A 15,147-nucleotide genomic window follows, 5' to 3' on the forward strand; every position below is an offset into this window, starting at 1 on the left:
CCGCTGTTCCCCAGGGAACAGTCTGCACAGGAATTAGGCGTTCTGAAAATTGCAGGCGACGAGGCCGAAGCCCTTGGCAGCTCCCTTGGAACTCAAGTGGCCGCACCCAACCCGTGTCGACACCTAGGCCCGCTTCCCCACTACCGCGACGCCCAGCGCCGCCAGCACCTTGGCCTCGATATGCCCCGCATCCAGGCCTGCGACGCGGTACATCGCCTCGGGTGAGGCCTGGTCGATGAAGATGTCCGGCAGGACCAAAGACCGGAACTTCAGCCCCCGGTCGAACACCCCTTCCTCGGCCAGCAACTGCGCCACATGCGACCCGAAGCCGCCGACTGCGCCTTCCTCGACCGTCACCAGCGCCTCATGCTCCCGCGCCAGCCGCAATACCAGCTCCCGGTCCAGCGGCTTGGCGAAGCGCGCATCCGCCACGGTCACCGAAACGCCGCGCGCCGCCAGGGCCTCGGCCGCCGTCAGGCTTTCCGCCAGCCGCGTGCCGAATGACAGCAAAGCCACCCGCGAGCCCTCCCGCAGAACCCGGCCCTTGCCGATCTCCAGCGGCACGCCGCGCGCTGGCATCTCTACCCCCACACCCTCACCGCGCGGATAGCGGAACGCAATCGGCCCCGCGTCATGCGCCGCCGCCGTGGCGACCATGTGCACCAGTTCCGCCTCGTCCGCGGCGGCCATCACCACGAACCCCGGCAGGTTCGCGAGGAACCCGATGTCAAAAGCCCCCGCATGGGTGGCCCCGTCGGCGCCCACCAACCCCGCGCGGTCGATGGCAAAACGCACCGGCAGCCGCTGGATGGCTACATCGTGCACGACCTGATCGTACCCGCGCTGCAAGAATGTCGAGTAAATCGCGCAGAACGGCTTCATTCCGCCCGCCGCCAGCCCGGCGCTGAAGGTCACCGCGTGCTGCTCGGCGATCCCCACGTCGAAGCACCGCTTCGGGAACCGTCCTGCGAACAGGTCCAGCCCCGTCCCGTCCGGCATCGCCGCCGTCACCGCGACGATCTTCTCATCCCGCTCGGCTTCCGCCACCAGCGACTGTGCAAAGACCTTGGTGTAGGCCGGAGCATTGGACGCCGCCTTCACCTGCACCCCGGTCACCACGTCGAACTTGCCTGTCGCGTGTCCCTTGTCCCGCGCCGCCTCGGCCGGAGCGTAGCCCTTGCCCTTCTTGGTCAGCACATGCAGCAAGACCGGCCCCGTCGCCCGCGCCTTCACTGTCCGCAGCACTGGCAGCAACTGGTCCAGGTCATGCCCGTCAATCGGCCCGACATATTCGAACCCCAGCGATTCAAACAAGGTCCCGCCCACGGCCATGCCTTTCAGCATGTCCTTTGCCCGCTTCGCCCCCTCCTGGAACGGCGAGGGCAAGAGGCCGACGATCCCCTTTGCCACCTGCTTCAGGTCCTGCATCGGCGCAGCCGCGTAAAGCCCGCTCAGATAGGCCGACATTGCCCCCACGGGCGGGGCAATCGACATTTCGTTGTCGTTCAGGATGACAAACAGCCGCTTGCCCAGGTGGCCTGCGTTGTTCATCGCCTCGAACGCCATGCCCGCCGACATCGCCCCATCGCCGATCACTGCAATCGCGTCGCCCGGATCGCCGCCAAGGTCTGACGCCATCGCAAAGCCCAGCGCCGCGCTGATCGACGTCGACGAGTGTGCCGCGCCGAACGGGTCATAGGGGCTTTCCGACCGCTTCGTGAAGCCTGACAGACCGCCCTCCATCCGCAAGCTGCGAATCCGGTCCCGCCGCCCGGTCAGAATCTTGTGCGGATAGCACTGGTGGCCCACATCCCAGATCAGCTTGTCACGGGGGGTATCAAAGACGGCATGCAAAGCCACCGTCAACTCCACCACACCCAGCCCAGCACCCAGATGTCCGCCCGTAACCGACACCGCCGAGATCGTCTCGGCCCGCAGTTCACCGGCCAGCTGGTGCAGCTCCCGATCACTCAAGGTCTTCAGGTCCGAGGGCAACGTCACCCGGTCAAGCAGCGGAGTAGCGGGTCGGTCGGTCATCATGCCTGCCTTTGCCGGGTCAACTGTCCCGCGCGATAACGAAGCGCGCTGCGGCAATCAAGTTGGCCGCACCATTTCCATACCCGGCCAGCGCCGCCTCGGCCTCGGCCACCAACTCCGCCGCCCGCGCCCTGGCTCCGTCCAGCCCAAGCAGAGAGACGAAAGTTGCCTTTCCGGCATCTGCATCCTTGTGCAGCCGCTTGCCGGTCTTGGCCTCATCGCCCGCCACGTCCAAGATGTCGTCCGCGATCTGAAACGCCAGCCCCAGCGCAGCGGCATAGCGCCGCAAGGGCGCGCGATCCGCCCCCGCGATCACCGCGCCCGCCTCGGCCGCAAAGCCGATCAGCGCCCCGGTCTTCCCCGCCTGCAAGACCGTGATCTCCTCCAGCGTCAACGACCGCCCCGCCGTCTCCGCCGCGATGTCCAGCGCCTGACCCAGGACCATCCCGTCGATCCCGGAGACCTTGGCCAATCCGGCAACAAGCTCCATCCGCACGTCCGAGGACCCCAGCGCCGGGTCGCACAGCAATTCGAACGCCAGCGTCTGCAAGGCATCCCCTGCCAGAACCGCCGTCGCCTCGTCCCATTTCTTGTGTACTGTCGGCTGTCCCCGCCGCAGGTCGTCATCGTCCATGCAGGGCAAATCATCATGCACAAGGGAATAGGCATGCAGCGCCTCGATCGCTGCCGCCGCACTTGCCGCGCGTGTCTCCGCGACCCCCAGCATCCGCGCGCTTTCCAGCACCAGAAACCCGCGCAACCGCTTGCCTCCGCGCAGCGCATAGCGCATCGCCTGCGTCACCGGCTGATCCGCCCGGTTCTCCAGCGCGCTCAGCAGCCGAGCCTCGACCAGCCTGGCATCTGCCGCCAACCGCTGCGAAAAACTCACATCCCCTCCGCCGGAGTCGTGCCCACCGCCCGACCTTCCTGAGCCCGGATCAGTTCCACCTTCTCCTCGGCTTCGGCCAGCTTCTTGGCGCAATGCGCTTTCAACGCGGCCCCCCGCTCATACAACGCAATCGACTGCTCCAGCGGCACTTCGCCCCGCTCCAGCGCCCCCACGACCTGCTCCAGGGCGGCCATCGCCTCCTCGAAGCTCATCGTATCCACCGCTTTGTCAGTCATCGACCCCGCTCCTCCAGCACCCCAACATGCGCGGCAACGGATGCCGCTAACGCATCCAGATCATAGCCACCCTCCAGGGACGATACCACCCGCCCCCCGGCAAAATCGCACAGGCGCTCGGTCAGCCAGCGATAGTCCTCCGCCTGCCACTCCAGCCCCGCCAGCGGATCATCCGCATGCGCATCGAACCCCGCCGATATGAGCAGCAACTCAGGTTCCCATGCCGCCAACGCCGGAAAGACCACGCCGTCATACACTTCCCGCATCGCCCTCCCGCCGGACCCGGCCCGCAAAGGGACATTCACGATCTGCCCATGCGCGCCCCGCTCCTCCGGCCGCCCTGAACCCGGATACAGCGGCATCTGATGGCTGGAGATGAACAGACACCGACCTTCTTCCCACAGCAGATCCTGCGTCCCGTTCCCGTGATGCACGTCGAAGTCCACCACCGCTACGCGCTTCAACCCGTGATGATCCAGCGCCCGCTTCGCGCCGATGGCGACCGTCCCGAACAGACAGAACCCCATCGCCGTCTCGCGCTCGGCGTGATGCCCCGGGGGCCGCCCTGCCACAAAGGCCGTCTTCGCCGCGCCTGAAACCACCGAATCGACTGCTGCACAGATCCCCCCGACCGCCCGCAGCGCGGCCTGATACGAACCCGGCGACAGAAACGTATCCCCATCCAGCTGCGCCCAACCCTCGACCGGAACCGCCGCCTTCACCCGCGCCAGATACCCCGCCGGATGGCAGCGCAGCACCTCCGCCTCATCCCCCAACGGGCAGTCCCGCCGCTCCACCACCAAACCGGCAAGCCCGCGCTCCACCGCGTCCAACCGCTCGACCCGTTCGGGATGCCCTGGTGGAGTCGCGTGGCCGCGAAACGCCTCGTGTGTGAAGACAAGCACGCGTTAACCCTTTCATCTTTGCAGAAGTATCCCGGGGTAGTCCTTTGGTTTCGCCATTCGGGCAAGAAACCAATGGACTGGGGGGCTGGCCCCCGGTCCGACGCCAGCCACCAGTTCAATCCGGTTGCAGCATATACCCCTCGCCCCGCACCGTCTGCAGATAGCGCGGCACTTTCGGGTCGTCCTCGATCTTCCGCCGCAGGCGTGTGATCTGCACATCCACTGCCCGCTCCTGCGCCGCGTCCTCGCCGCCGGTCTCGCTCACCAGCTTCTCCCGGCTGATCGCCACGCCGGGGGCCGCCGCGAACACCCGCATCAGCTGCGCCTCGGTCGCCGTCAGGCGCACCGGAACCTCCCCGCGCCACATCTCGCCCCGGTCCAGATCATAGCGCACCGCGCCCAGATGGAGGATCTGGCGCACCGGCTCGGCCGGCTTGACCTGAGGGACCCGCCGCAGGATCGCGTTGATCCGCAGAAGCAGCTCCTTCGGTTCGAACGGTTTGACCAGATAGTCATCCGCCCCGGCCTCCAGCCCCTCGATCCGGTTTGCTGCCTCGCCCCGCGCGGTCAGCAGAAGGATCGGAGTCCCCATCCGCTTGCGCAGATCCCGCGTCAGGCTGACACCATCCTCGCCCGGCATCATGACATCCATCACGATCAGGTCGAACTCCAACCCGGCGAGGATCTTCCGGGCCTGCGAAGCATCGCGCGCGATTGAAACCAGAAAACCGTTCCGCATCAGGAACTTTTGCAAAAGCCCTCTGATCCGTTCGTCGTCATCGACGATCAGCAGATGCGCGTCCGGGACCATCAGCCGCCCTCCTTCAGGCGGTTGTATTGGCGCCGCATCTCGGGGTCCATCATCGCCTCCAGCACCTGCCGGAAACCCTGCACCGCCTGCGGCCCCACCGCCCGGTACGCCGCCCGCATCCGCGCCCGTTGCGCGTCCGACAATTCCCGTTCCAGCATCTGTCCCTTGTCCGTCAAATGCAGATGCCGTTCCCGCGCATCCACCTTGCCCTTTTCACTGCGAACAAGGCCATCCTCGATCAGGGTCCGCAACACACGATTCAACGACTGCTTTGTAACACCAAGGATCGCCAGCAGATTGGAAACCGTCGTGCCGGGGGACCGATGGATGAAATGGATCGCCCGGTGATGCGCGCGACCATAGTCCATCCCTTCCAGAATACGGTCCGGGTCGGCCGTGAAACCGCGATAGGCGAAGAACATCGCCTCGATGCCCTTGCGCAACTGCTCGTCGGTCAGGAACAGCAGGTTCTCGCCGCCCGGTGTTTCCGCCATCGCCACCTCCGTTTTGCCGGAATTTACGTCAGCCTTGTTGACTTTCCAAGCACGAACCCATAATTCCTGTTCGATTTCGCGCAAGAATCTGTCCGAAGCGGACCTTTCAGGCGCAACTTTCGCAAAGCTGGAGGCGGAAATGGCAGGCTACGACGATCGGGACGGGTTCATCTGGATGGATGGCAAGCTGGTGGAATGGCGTTCGGCGAACGTCCACATCCTGACCCACGCGCTCCACTACGCCTCCTCGGTCTTCGAAGGCGAACGCTGCTACAACGGCAAGATCTTCAAAAGCCACGAACATTCGCTGCGCCTCTTGGAGTCCGGCCGTCTTCTGGACATGCCGATCCCCTACACTGCCGATGAGATCGACGCCGCCAAGGTCGAGGTCCTGAAGGCCAATGGCCTGACCGACGCCTATGTCCGCGCCATCGCCTTCCGCGGCGCGGGGGACGAGATGGGCGTCGCCTCCCTCGGCAACCCGGTCCGCCTTGCCATCGCCTGCTGGTCCTGGGGGGCCTACTACGGCGACGCCAAGATGCAGGGCGCGAAACTCGACATCGCCAAGTGGAAGCGTCCCTCGCCCGAAACCATCCCTACCGCCGCCAAGGCCGCGGGCCTGTACATGATCTGCACCATGTCGAAGCACGCCGCGATGGCCAAGGGCTGCTCGGACGCGCTGTTCTACGATTACCGCGGCTACGTCGCCGAGGCGACCGGCGCCAACATCTTCTTCGTCAAGGACGGCGAGGTTCACACCCCGAACCCCGACTGCATCCTGAACGGCATCACCCGGCAGACCATCATCGGGATGCTCAAGGACATGCAGATCAAGGTCCACGAACGCTACATCATGCCCGAGGAACTGGCGACCTTCGAACAGTGCTGGCTGACCGGCACCGCCGCCGAAGTCACGCCTGTCGGCCAGATCGGCGACTTCAAGTTTGAAGTGGGCGAGCTGACCCGCCGTGTGGCCACCGAATATGAAAAGCTGGTCCGGTCCTAAGACTGCTGTGTGAAAAGCAAAAGGCCGGGGCCTTTCGCCCGGCCTTTTCAGTTTCGGTTCAAGGTCAGACAACCTCGGTCACGACCTCGATATTGCCTTTGGTCGCGTGCGAGTAGGGGCAGATGAAATGGCCGCGCTCGGCGATCTTTTCGGCCACCGAGCGGTCGACACCCGGCATCGTCACAACCAGCCTGACCTTCAGACCGAAGCCGCCCTCCGACCGACCGCCGATGCCGACATGGGCATTGACCGTCGCATTGTCCGGCACCGTTCCCAGCTTCTCGCTGGTGGCGGCAAACCGCATCGCGCCCAGATAGCAGGCGGCATAGCCCACCGCGAAAAGTTCTTCCGGGTTGTGCCCAAGACCCGAGCCTCCCAGCTCTTTCGGGCTGGTCATCGTCACGGTCAGCTGACCGTTCACCAGGCCTGAAGTCCCATTGCGCCCGCCACCCGTCGCCTTGGCCTCGGTCCAATACTTTGTATCTACTGACATTCCGTCTCCTGCTGAGAGTTAAATCGTGCACGATTTAAATGGGCGAGAATCGGCCCGACGTCAATCACTTGCATTTTAATCGTGGGCGATATAATATGGGCCGATGACCCTGGCCCCAGCCGATATGCTCTGCTTTGCGCTACATTCGACCGCCCATGCGGTGCACGCGGCCTATGCGCCTCTGTTGCAGCCACTGGGCCTGACCTACCCGCAATATCTGGTGCTCGCCTCGCTGGCGACGCTGGACGGCCAGACTGTCGGGCAGATGGGGTCCGAGCTGCGACTGGAATCGAACACCCTGACCCCTCTCCTCAAGCGGATGGAAGGTGCTGGCTGGGTCCGCCGCAGTCGTGACGGCAAGGACGAACGCCAGGTGCGCTTGTCTCTCACCGCCGAAGGCCGTGCCCTTGCCGACCGTACATCGGACCTGCCGCGCGCCTTCGCGGAAAAGACCGGCGTGCCGATGTCTGACCTCGCCGACCTGCGCGACATCCTGGCTGCATTGCGCGACCGGTTGAAACCGGCCAAAGCTTGACAAGCCGTTAACGCCCACATCCAAGCGGTTGTTTTTATTTGTTCTTGGGGCGATGCCCAGCGTGGACAGTCAGGCCGTCCGGCCCCGTTCGATGCGCAGGAAATGGATCAGCCGGGTCGCCCCCGATTTGCCCCGCGGACGCTGCCAGGTTTCCCGAGGCGTCCGGGCCAGACGCAGGAAATGCTTCACCCGACTCCCGGTGGTCCGGCTGCGATGATCGGCAAGATGGCGGCTCATGCTTTCCTCCCAGGCTGCATCAGGTCGATGATCCTGCACCCGAATCGCCGATCCGCCAACCCCCTTGGCCTGCCCAACCAGCAAGAACCGGCCGAGAACCGCTTGCCCTTCCTCGCGCCCCCCGACTAGTCTCGCCCCAGGAAATGGGGGGAGATGATGCGACTGCAAGGCAAGACCATCCTGATCACGGCCGCCGGCCAGGGCATCGGCCGCGCCAGCGCGCTGGCCTGCGCCAAGGAAGGTGCCACCGTGATCGCCACCGACCGCGACGCAGGGTTGCTTTCCGGCCTGGATATGGAAACCCACCCCCTAGACGTCACCGACGTCGCCGCGATCGTCGCCCTCCGCGACCGCCTCCCGCCACTTGACGGCCTGTTCAACTGTGCAGGCTTCGTCGCGAACGGCACCATCCTTGATGTCACCGAGCGGGACTGGGACTTTTCCTTCGACCTGAACGTGAAGTCGATGTTCCACACCTGCCGCACATTCATCCCCGGCATGCTGGAGCGGGCGACCAAGACCGGCACAGCCTCGGTCCTGAACATGGCCTCCATGGCCTCGTCGATCAAAGGCTTTCCGAACCGTACCGCATACGGGGCGACAAAGGCCGCCGTCATCGGCCTGACCAAGGCCATCGCAGCGGATTTCGTGAAAACCGGCCTGCGCTGCAACGCCCTCTGCCCCGGCACCGTCGACACGCCCAGCTTGCGAGGCCGCATCGCAGCCGCAACTGATCCGGTCCAGGCCGAGAAGGACTTCATCTCCCGACAGCCGATGGGGCGCCTTGCCACCACCGACGACATCACCCCGATGGTCGTCTTCCTCCTCTCCGACGAAAGTCGCTTCGTTTCTGGCCAGGCCTGCCTGGTCGACGGCGGCGTCACGATCTAAGCAAAGGACCTCCCGATGAAACTCCTCCGCTACGGGCCGAAGGGCGCCGAGAAGCCTGGCCTCCTTGATGCAGACGGCCAGGTCCGCGACCTTTCCGCCCATATCCCTGACATCGGCGGCGCTGCCTTGTCGCCCGACAGCCTGAAACGCCTTGCCGCGCTCGACCCGGCCTCGCTCCCCCTCGTCGCCGGCACCCCGCAAAAAGACCTCCGTCTCGGCGCGTGCGTCGGTGGCACACGCAAATTCATCTGCATCGGCCTCAACTACGCCGACCACGCCGCCGAAACCGGCGCTGCGATCCCGAAAGAGCCTGTCGTCTTCAACAAATGGATCACCGCCATGTGCGGCCCCGACGACGACGTCGAAATCCCCCGTGGCTCGGTCAAGACCGACTGGGAGGTTGAACTCGGCGTCGTCATCGGCACCGGCGGCAAGTACATCGATGAGGCCAATGCCCTGGACCATGTCGCCGGGTACTGCGTCATCAACGACGTCTCGGAGCGCGAATACCAGAACGAACGCGGCGGCACCTGGGACAAGGGCAAGGGCTGCGACACCTTCGGCCCCACCGGCCCATGGCTTGTGACTAAGGACGAGGCCGGCGACATCGGCAACCTGAAGATGTGGCTCGACGTCGACGGCCACCGCTACCAGAACGGCTCCACCGCCACTATGATCTTTGGCGTCGCCCACATCGTCTCGTACCTGTCGCACTTCATGTCGCTGGAGCCGGGCGACGTGATCTCCACCGGCACTCCGCCCGGGGTCGGCCTTGGCCAGAAGCCCCCGGTTTATCTTAAGGGCGGCGAAGTGGTGCGCCTGGGGATCGAAAACCTGGGCGAGCAGACGCAGCGCGTCGTGAAGACCTGACATGGACCTGCGGCTCACGGACAAGGTCGTCATTGTTACCGGCGGGGGCTCCGGCATCGGCGCTGCCGTCAGCGAAGTCTTGGCCGAAGAAGGCGCGATCCCCGTGATCCTGACCCGCCGCGCGCCCGATGCTGCGTGGTTGGCCGGGGTCGCACGGGCGGATGTGGTCCTCGCCGACCTCTCGGATGACGACCAATGCCGCCGCGCCGTCGCCGAGATCCGTTCCAGACACGGGAAGATCGACGGTCTCGTGAACAACGCTGGGGCCAACGATTCCGTCGGCATCGAGGCGGGACCGAAAGCCTTCCGACAAAGCCTCGACCGCAACCTCGTCCACTATTACACCCTCGTCCACCTCCTTGCCGAGGACCTCCGCGCCACGAAGGGCGCAATCGTCAACGTCGCCTCCAAGACCGCGCTGACCGGGCAGGGCGGCACGTCGGCCTATGTCGCCGCCAAAGCCGCCCAGCTGGGGCTGACCCGCGAATGGGCCGCCGATTTCCTCAAGGACGGCATCCGTGTCAACGCCGTGATCCCGGCCGAAGTGATGACGCCGCTCTACGCCAACTGGCTGAAAACCTTCGACAACCCTGAAGAGCGCCTGGCCGGGATCACCCGCCGCATCCCGCTTGGCCACCGCATGACCACCCCGCGCGAGATCGCAGATACCGTCGTCTTCCTTCTGTCGTCGCGCAGCTCACACACCACCGGCCAATGGCTCTTCCCCGACGGCGGTTACACCCACCTTGACCGGGCCATCGCGGACTAGCCCAGCCGCGCAACCGCCCAGCGCGCGGCATCGGCCACCGTCGGATCAGGATCTCCTGTCAGACCCGCAGCAACAGGCCGCAACGCTGGAAGCCCAGAGTTTCCAATGGCATACAATACATTGCGCACGAACCTGTCGCGCCCGATCCTTTTTATCGGACTTCCGGCAAAGTGCGCACGGAACGCCGAATCGTCCAATCTGGCCAGTTCTGCCAGCTCTGGCAGCGCGTGCTTCGGTTGATACCCCATCTCCCGGGCCGCGACCGCGAACTTGTTCCACGGGCAGACCGCAAGACAGTCATCGCAACCGTATATACGATTGCCTATACGCTCCCGCAGCTCCGTATCTACAGGACCCTTGTGCTCGATGGTGAGATACGAGATGCAGCGCCGCGCATCCAGCTGATAAGGCGCGGGAAACGCCTTCGTCGGGCAGATGTCCAGACAGGCGGTACAGGTGCCGCAATGGCTGACTTCCGGCGTATCCGGCTCCAGCTCCAGCGTCGTGAAGATCGCCCCCAGAAACACCCAGTTCCCCAGATCTCGCCCCAACAGGTTCGTGTGCTTCCCCTGCCACCCCAGCCCCGCCGCCTGTGCCAGCGGTTTCTCCATCACCGGGGCCGTGTCCACGAAGACCTTGATCTCGCATCCCGCGACATCAACCAGCCACCGCCCCAGCCGCTTCAGCCGCCGTTTCACCAGGTCATGATAGTCCTTCCCCTGCGCATAGACCGAGATCACCCCCCGGTCCCGCTGTCCCAAGCCCGCCATCGGATCACCGTCTGGCGTATAGGCCTCGGCCAGCATGATCACCGACCGCGCCTCTGGCCACAGCGCCGCCGCATTGCCGCGCCATGCCTCCCGCTCGGCCATCCAGCCCATCTGCCCGTGCCGCCCCTCGGCAAGAAAGGCCCGCAGCCGCCCCGCCGCCTCTGGCACCGCATCTGGCCGGCAGACGCCCACCCTCACGAATCCCTCCTCCAGGGCCCGCGCCACCAGCTGTTCTTTCGTCAGCCCTTTCATCTTTGCACAAGTATCCCGGGGTCCGGGGCAGCGCCCCGGGGGCAGGGATCAGAAATCCAGGTCGGCATAATGTGCCGAGGGCGGAAAGCCTGAGATCTGGTCAGCCAGCAAAGGCCGGAACGACGGCCGCGACTTGATCTTCGCGTACCAGTCCTTCAGCACCGCATGCCGGTTCCAGTCGACGTCGCTGATGTAGTCCAGGCAGCTCAGATGCGCCGCCGCCGTGAAATCCGCCAGCGTCATCGCGTCCCCGGCCAGCCAGCGTCGCTGGTCCAGAAGCCAGGCCATGTAGTCCAGGTGATACTTGATCCGGGTCGAGCCCAGCTTGACGTTCTTCGAATCCGGGTAGCCCTGGCCGGTGACCTTCTTGTTCACCCGCTCGTACAGCAGCTTCGACGTCACCTCATTGTGGAACTTGTCGTCGAACCAGGCGCAGAGCCGCCGCACCTCGTAGCGCCCCTCGGCCCCCTTCGGCATAAGCGGCGGGTCCGGGGCAAGCTCCTCGATATACTCGCAGATTGCCTGGCTCTCGCTCATCACCCGGGTGCCCATCTTCAGGATCGGCACCTTCCCCGCCGGGTTGCGGCGCAGGAAGTCGGGCGAGGGCTCCCAGTACCGTTCTTCGACCAGTTCCACCTCGATCCTCTTTTCCGCCAGGGTCAGGCGCACCTTGCGGCAAAACGGGGAAAGGGGGACGTGGTAAAGTCGATTGCTGGGGCGGTTCATCGGGCGGCGGCCTCCGGTCTTCCCTCCCTCTTGCCGCGCCGGGGGCCGGATTTCAATCCCCGCGCCGGGATCAATCCTCGAAACAGGCGGAACGACCGTCCGCTGCAATGGTCTCGGCGCCCGAGATGATCGCGCGGGTCCGGCTGCGGACAAAGCTGGACGGCTCGCTGGCGCTGCGACCTTGCGGATCGGGCAGCACCGCCGCCAACCGCGCCGCCTGCAGCGCCGTCAGGTCCTTCGCGTCGACCCCGAAATGATGCTGCGCCGCAGCCTGGACCCCAAAGACCCCCTCGTCGAATTCGGCCACGTTCAGATAGACCTCCAGGATCCGTTCCTTCGACCAGACCAGCTCGACAACGGGGGTCAGCGCTGCCTCCATCGCCTTCCTGATCCAGCTGCGGCCGTGCCAGAGGAAGACGTTCTTCACCACCTGCTGACTGATCGTGCTGGCGCCACGGTTGCTGCCTGCTTCGATGGCCGCGCGGATCGCGGCCATGTCGAAGCCCCAATGGTTGCAGAAGTTCGCGTCCTCCGCCGCCACCGCCGACCGGCCCATCACCGGGGCGATCTCTTCATAGCTGACCCAATCCTTGTCGATCCCGCCCAGCCGCCAGATTTCACCCATCTGGTAGAAGTTGATCGGCGGCGGCACGAAGCTGAACAGCAATACCAGAAACGCATACAGCGCCGCCACTGCGCCCAGTCCGCGGACCAGCCATGTCAGCCCGACGCGCCAAAGCGGGCGACGGGGCGGCGGGACGGCCTTTGCCTTGCGCTTGCGCCGGGCCGGCGTCTCTGTCGTGTCGCTGGCTTTGTCGGTCATTGCCGAACGGCAGGCCTGGGCATCAGATCAGCCCGTCCGGTTGGTTCAGAACGGACGACGGGATCTGTGCCTGCAGGTCATGCAGCGCCTCTTCCGTCTCGGCAGTCAACCGGGCATGCAGGACCGTCGGGTGTCCCTTCAGCTCAGCCAGCCGCGCGCGCACCCGATCGACGCCCAGTAGCCGGACGTGGATGCCCAGTGCCGCACCACCCGTGGTCAGCGACCGCGAAACCTCATTCAGAAAGCCGGCGTCGAGGCCGGCGGCCAGCAACTGCTCGGCCAGACCTCGGCCCGAGCCGCTGGGCTTGCGATCATCCAGGAACAGCATCCCGATCAGCGCGGCCCAGCGCCCGCCCCCCAGGGGCTTGCCTGTCGCGAGGTCGATCGACTGGTTCAGCGACACCCGTCCAGCGGCGGTCCGGGTCACCACAACAATGTCCTCCGGCTCGACACCCGCCTCCTGCTGCAGGGACGCCAAGCCCTCGCCCGCCACGAAAGCTGCGGTCGGACTGGGATATGCAGCTATGATCAGGTCGGACACGTAGGGCTCCACCGCCGGTTCAGTCTGCCCTTTAATCTAGGCGCGACAGCAAATGCGCAACAAGCGGAATCGCCCGGCGGCGTCAAGCCTGCCCCGGCCTGGCGAAGCACTGCCGTTTCTGCACCTGGACACTAGCACCAGGATGGACCTGGTTGGCTGCATGGCTGGTCTGCTCCTCGCGCGCTTGATACGACGAAAGCTGCCCAGTCCGACCTGGGAGACTGCCACACTTCTCATCAAGGGGCCTGTCCGATGATCTCGCGCAGCTTCACCAAGGGCGATGCCCTGTCCGAAGCGGTCTATTCCGACTGCGAACGGTATCGCTACCTTCTGACCCGGGTCTGGGGGCCAGGTCCCAGGGCCTTGTTCCTGATGCTGAACCCTTCGACCGCCACCGAATTCCAGAACGACCCCACGGTCGAACGCTGCGAACGCCGCGCCCGCGCCCTGGGGTTCGGAGCATTCCGAGTGACCAATATCTTCGCCTACCGCGCGACCGATCCCAAGGTGATGCGGGCCGTAGCGGACCCGGTTGGGCCGGACAATGACGCCTCCATCCTGGGCAGCGTGGGCTGGGCCGACACAATCGTCTGTGCCTGGGGCAACCACGGCCTGCATCTTGACCGGGGCAATCAGGTCGCGCAGCTGCTGCGCGCAACCGGGGCAACGCTTCTGCACCTGGGCCTGACCGGCCAGGGCCAGCCGCGCCACCCGCTTTACGTCGGCTACGACCAGCAGCCACAGCCCTGGTAGACCGTTCAGCCCGGAACCAGCCGGATGTCCGACAGGTTGACCGGCGCGCCATTCACCACCGCAACCTTCGCCCCATCAAGCAGGATCGTCTGCCCGGTCCCGCCGGCGTTCTGCTCGATCGTCAGAACGGGATCGGGATGAATTTCCGCATCGTAGACCACCACCAGTTGATCCTGGCTGGGATCATAATCCATGATATTGGCGATCGAGCTTTCGGACATCCATTCCTGCAGCACGAAGACGTCCTGGCCCTCACCGCCGGTTGCATAATCCCCAGCCCCGACGATCAGCGTGTCATTGCCTTCCTGACCGTTCAGAAAGTCGCTTTCCTGCGGACCATCCTCGACGCCCGAGATGACGTCGTTGCCAGCGCCGCCATCCATCTCGTCCGAGCCACTGCCGCCGATAAGTGTGTCGTTGCCAAGCCCGCCGACCAGCCAGTCTGCATCCTCATCGCCGGACAACCAGTCGTCGCCCTCGCCTCCGATCAGGGTGTCGGACCCGGCCCCACCGGACAGACTGTCATTGTCTTCACATCCCGCAAGCAAATCCGCCCCGGCGCCGCCCAGCAGCGTGTCCGCGCCCGCGTCGCCATAAAGCGTATCGTTGCCATCGCCGCCGCTGACGCTGTCATCGCCCGCGCCCGCCCAGACCATGTCGTTTCCGGCTCCCGCATCGATCCAGTCGTCACCCCCGCGCGCATTGATCTGATCGGCACCGTCATTTCCCCAGATCTCGTCCGAGGACTGACTGCCGTCAAGCAGGTCGGCACCTTGCCCGCCCTTGACATACAGCGATTGCTCGGGCGCGTCGGGTAGATCGTCTGACGTAGGGATAGTGGGGTCACCAACCAGGTCATCCAGCAGGTTGCCTTCAGGCTGCGCCTCATCCTCGTCAGGATAGGGATCTTCCGCCTCTTGCTCATCCGGTCGACCGGAGAACAACGCGTCGGCCGCAAGGCCGGCCATCAGCACACCAAACACACCAAGCAATGCGAACACCCCGGACACCCCTACTGCACAAGCCGACCCCTGTCGGGCTGGAGGAAGATCTGCGTTAACTATCTGGTAACGCAACAAAACTTTCCAAGGGATACCACGTTTTGCACC

The 15,147-nt window shown here is 65.1% G+C and carries 19 protein-coding genes; 6 read left to right on the top strand and 13 right to left on the bottom strand.

Annotated features, from left to right (window positions below):
- Window positions 1-123: 123 nt before the first annotated feature.
- The 6 genes from dxs to Q8M85_RS19060 form a co-directional block, all read right to left on the bottom strand.
- Entirely contained in the window at window positions 124-2,037 is a 1,914-nt protein-coding gene (dxs, locus tag Q8M85_RS19035) for a 1-deoxy-D-xylulose-5-phosphate synthase (protein ID WP_305547507.1), read from the bottom strand.
- A gap of 19 nt (window positions 2,038-2,056) precedes the next feature.
- Window positions 2,057-2,926 carry a polyprenyl synthetase family protein gene (locus Q8M85_RS19040; protein ID WP_305547509.1) on the bottom strand — a complete coding sequence of 290 codons (870 nt, stop codon included), beginning with the start codon at window positions 2,924-2,926 and terminating at the stop codon, window positions 2,057-2,059.
- On the bottom strand, window positions 2,923-3,162 hold the full coding sequence (locus tag Q8M85_RS19045) for an exodeoxyribonuclease VII small subunit (RefSeq protein WP_305547511.1): 240 nt from the start codon (window positions 3,160-3,162) through the stop codon (window positions 2,923-2,925). Before Q8M85_RS19045 ends, Q8M85_RS19040 begins: the two co-directional genes overlap by 4 nt.
- On the bottom strand, window positions 3,159-4,067 hold the full coding sequence (locus Q8M85_RS19050; protein ID WP_305547513.1) for a histone deacetylase family protein: 909 nt from the start codon (window positions 4,065-4,067) through the stop codon (window positions 3,159-3,161). The genes Q8M85_RS19045 and Q8M85_RS19050 overlap by 4 nt, the downstream gene beginning before the upstream one ends.
- A 115-nt stretch (window positions 4,068-4,182) precedes the next feature.
- On the bottom strand, window positions 4,183-4,881 hold the full coding sequence (locus Q8M85_RS19055) for a response regulator (RefSeq protein WP_305547893.1): 699 nt from the start codon (window positions 4,879-4,881) through the stop codon (window positions 4,183-4,185).
- Complete coding sequence (locus tag Q8M85_RS19060; RefSeq protein ID WP_305547895.1) at window positions 4,878-5,372, bottom strand: MarR family winged helix-turn-helix transcriptional regulator; 495 nt, start codon at window positions 5,370-5,372, stop codon at window positions 4,878-4,880. Before Q8M85_RS19060 ends, Q8M85_RS19055 begins: the two co-directional genes overlap by 4 nt.
- A 139-nt stretch (window positions 5,373-5,511) precedes the next feature.
- Between Q8M85_RS19060 and Q8M85_RS19065 the strand changes: the two genes are divergently transcribed.
- Window positions 5,512-6,378, top strand: coding sequence for a branched-chain amino acid aminotransferase (locus Q8M85_RS19065; RefSeq protein ID WP_305547515.1), 867 nt, complete (start codon window positions 5,512-5,514; stop codon window positions 6,376-6,378).
- 64 nt (window positions 6,379-6,442) lie between these two features.
- On the opposite strand, the gene Q8M85_RS19070 is transcribed toward Q8M85_RS19065, so the two are convergent.
- Window positions 6,443-6,871, bottom strand: coding sequence for an organic hydroperoxide resistance protein (locus Q8M85_RS19070; protein ID WP_305547517.1), 429 nt, complete (start codon window positions 6,869-6,871; stop codon window positions 6,443-6,445).
- 103 nt (window positions 6,872-6,974) lie between these two features.
- On the opposite strand from Q8M85_RS19070, the gene Q8M85_RS19075 reads away from it, so the two are divergent.
- The gene (locus Q8M85_RS19075; RefSeq protein WP_305547519.1) at window positions 6,975-7,406 is read left to right on the top strand and encodes a MarR family winged helix-turn-helix transcriptional regulator; all 432 of its coding nucleotides are present in this window, start codon (window positions 6,975-6,977) and stop codon (window positions 7,404-7,406) included.
- Window positions 7,407-7,475: 69 nt separating this feature from the next.
- Here the strand turns inward: Q8M85_RS19075 and Q8M85_RS19080 are convergent, their stop codons facing one another.
- Window positions 7,476-7,643: a hypothetical protein gene (locus Q8M85_RS19080; RefSeq protein WP_305547521.1), complete on the bottom strand. Its 168-nt coding sequence runs from the start codon at window positions 7,641-7,643 to the stop codon at window positions 7,476-7,478.
- 156 nt (window positions 7,644-7,799) lie between these two features.
- Here Q8M85_RS19080 and Q8M85_RS19085 point away from each other — a divergent pair, with 156 nt between their 5' ends.
- From Q8M85_RS19085 to Q8M85_RS19095, 3 genes are read left to right on the top strand one after another with little or no spacing between them, the layout of a single operon-like run.
- Window positions 7,800-8,534 (top strand): SDR family oxidoreductase, encoded by a 735-nt coding sequence (locus Q8M85_RS19085; RefSeq protein ID WP_305547897.1) that lies wholly within the window; start codon window positions 7,800-7,802, stop codon window positions 8,532-8,534.
- A 15-nt stretch (window positions 8,535-8,549) separates the two neighbouring features.
- The gene (locus Q8M85_RS19090; RefSeq protein ID WP_305547523.1) at window positions 8,550-9,404 is read left to right on the top strand and encodes a fumarylacetoacetate hydrolase family protein; all 855 of its coding nucleotides are present in this window, start codon (window positions 8,550-8,552) and stop codon (window positions 9,402-9,404) included.
- 1 nt (window position 9,405) lies between these two features.
- Window positions 9,406-10,173 (top strand): SDR family oxidoreductase, encoded by a 768-nt coding sequence (locus Q8M85_RS19095; protein WP_305547525.1) that lies wholly within the window; start codon window positions 9,406-9,408, stop codon window positions 10,171-10,173.
- On the opposite strand, the gene queG is transcribed toward Q8M85_RS19095, so the two are convergent.
- The 4 genes from queG to Q8M85_RS19115 form a co-directional block, all read right to left on the bottom strand.
- Window positions 10,170-11,195, bottom strand: coding sequence for a tRNA epoxyqueuosine(34) reductase QueG (gene queG / locus Q8M85_RS19100; protein ID WP_305547527.1), 1,026 nt, complete (start codon window positions 11,193-11,195; stop codon window positions 10,170-10,172). The two genes, Q8M85_RS19095 and queG, sit on opposite strands and share 4 nt — an antisense overlap.
- Before the next feature lie 48 nt (window positions 11,196-11,243).
- Window positions 11,244-11,921, bottom strand: coding sequence for a glutathione S-transferase family protein (locus tag Q8M85_RS19105; protein WP_305547529.1), 678 nt, complete (start codon window positions 11,919-11,921; stop codon window positions 11,244-11,246).
- Between the two features lie 70 nt (window positions 11,922-11,991).
- Window positions 11,992-12,744 carry a monofunctional biosynthetic peptidoglycan transglycosylase gene (gene mtgA, locus Q8M85_RS19110; RefSeq protein ID WP_305547531.1) on the bottom strand — a complete coding sequence of 251 codons (753 nt, stop codon included), beginning with the start codon at window positions 12,742-12,744 and terminating at the stop codon, window positions 11,992-11,994.
- Window positions 12,745-12,766: 22 nt separating this feature from the next.
- Window positions 12,767-13,285 carry a DUF1269 domain-containing protein gene (locus Q8M85_RS19115; RefSeq protein ID WP_305547533.1) on the bottom strand — a complete coding sequence of 173 codons (519 nt, stop codon included), beginning with the start codon at window positions 13,283-13,285 and terminating at the stop codon, window positions 12,767-12,769.
- 252 nt (window positions 13,286-13,537) lie between these two features.
- On the opposite strand from Q8M85_RS19115, the gene Q8M85_RS19120 reads away from it, so the two are divergent.
- Entirely contained in the window at window positions 13,538-14,038 is a 501-nt protein-coding gene (locus tag Q8M85_RS19120; RefSeq protein WP_305547535.1) for a DUF1643 domain-containing protein, read from the top strand.
- Window positions 14,039-14,043: 5 nt separating this feature from the next.
- Here Q8M85_RS19120 and Q8M85_RS19125 read toward each other — a convergent pair whose 3' ends face one another.
- Window positions 14,044-15,039 (bottom strand): calcium-binding protein, encoded by a 996-nt coding sequence (locus Q8M85_RS19125; RefSeq protein ID WP_305547537.1) that lies wholly within the window; start codon window positions 15,037-15,039, stop codon window positions 14,044-14,046.
- Window positions 15,040-15,147 lie beyond the last annotated feature (108 nt).

It is taken from the genome of Tabrizicola sp. (assembly GCF_030694085.1).
In the GTDB taxonomy this organism is placed as follows: Bacteria; Pseudomonadota; Alphaproteobacteria; order Rhodobacterales; family Rhodobacteraceae; genus Tabrizicola.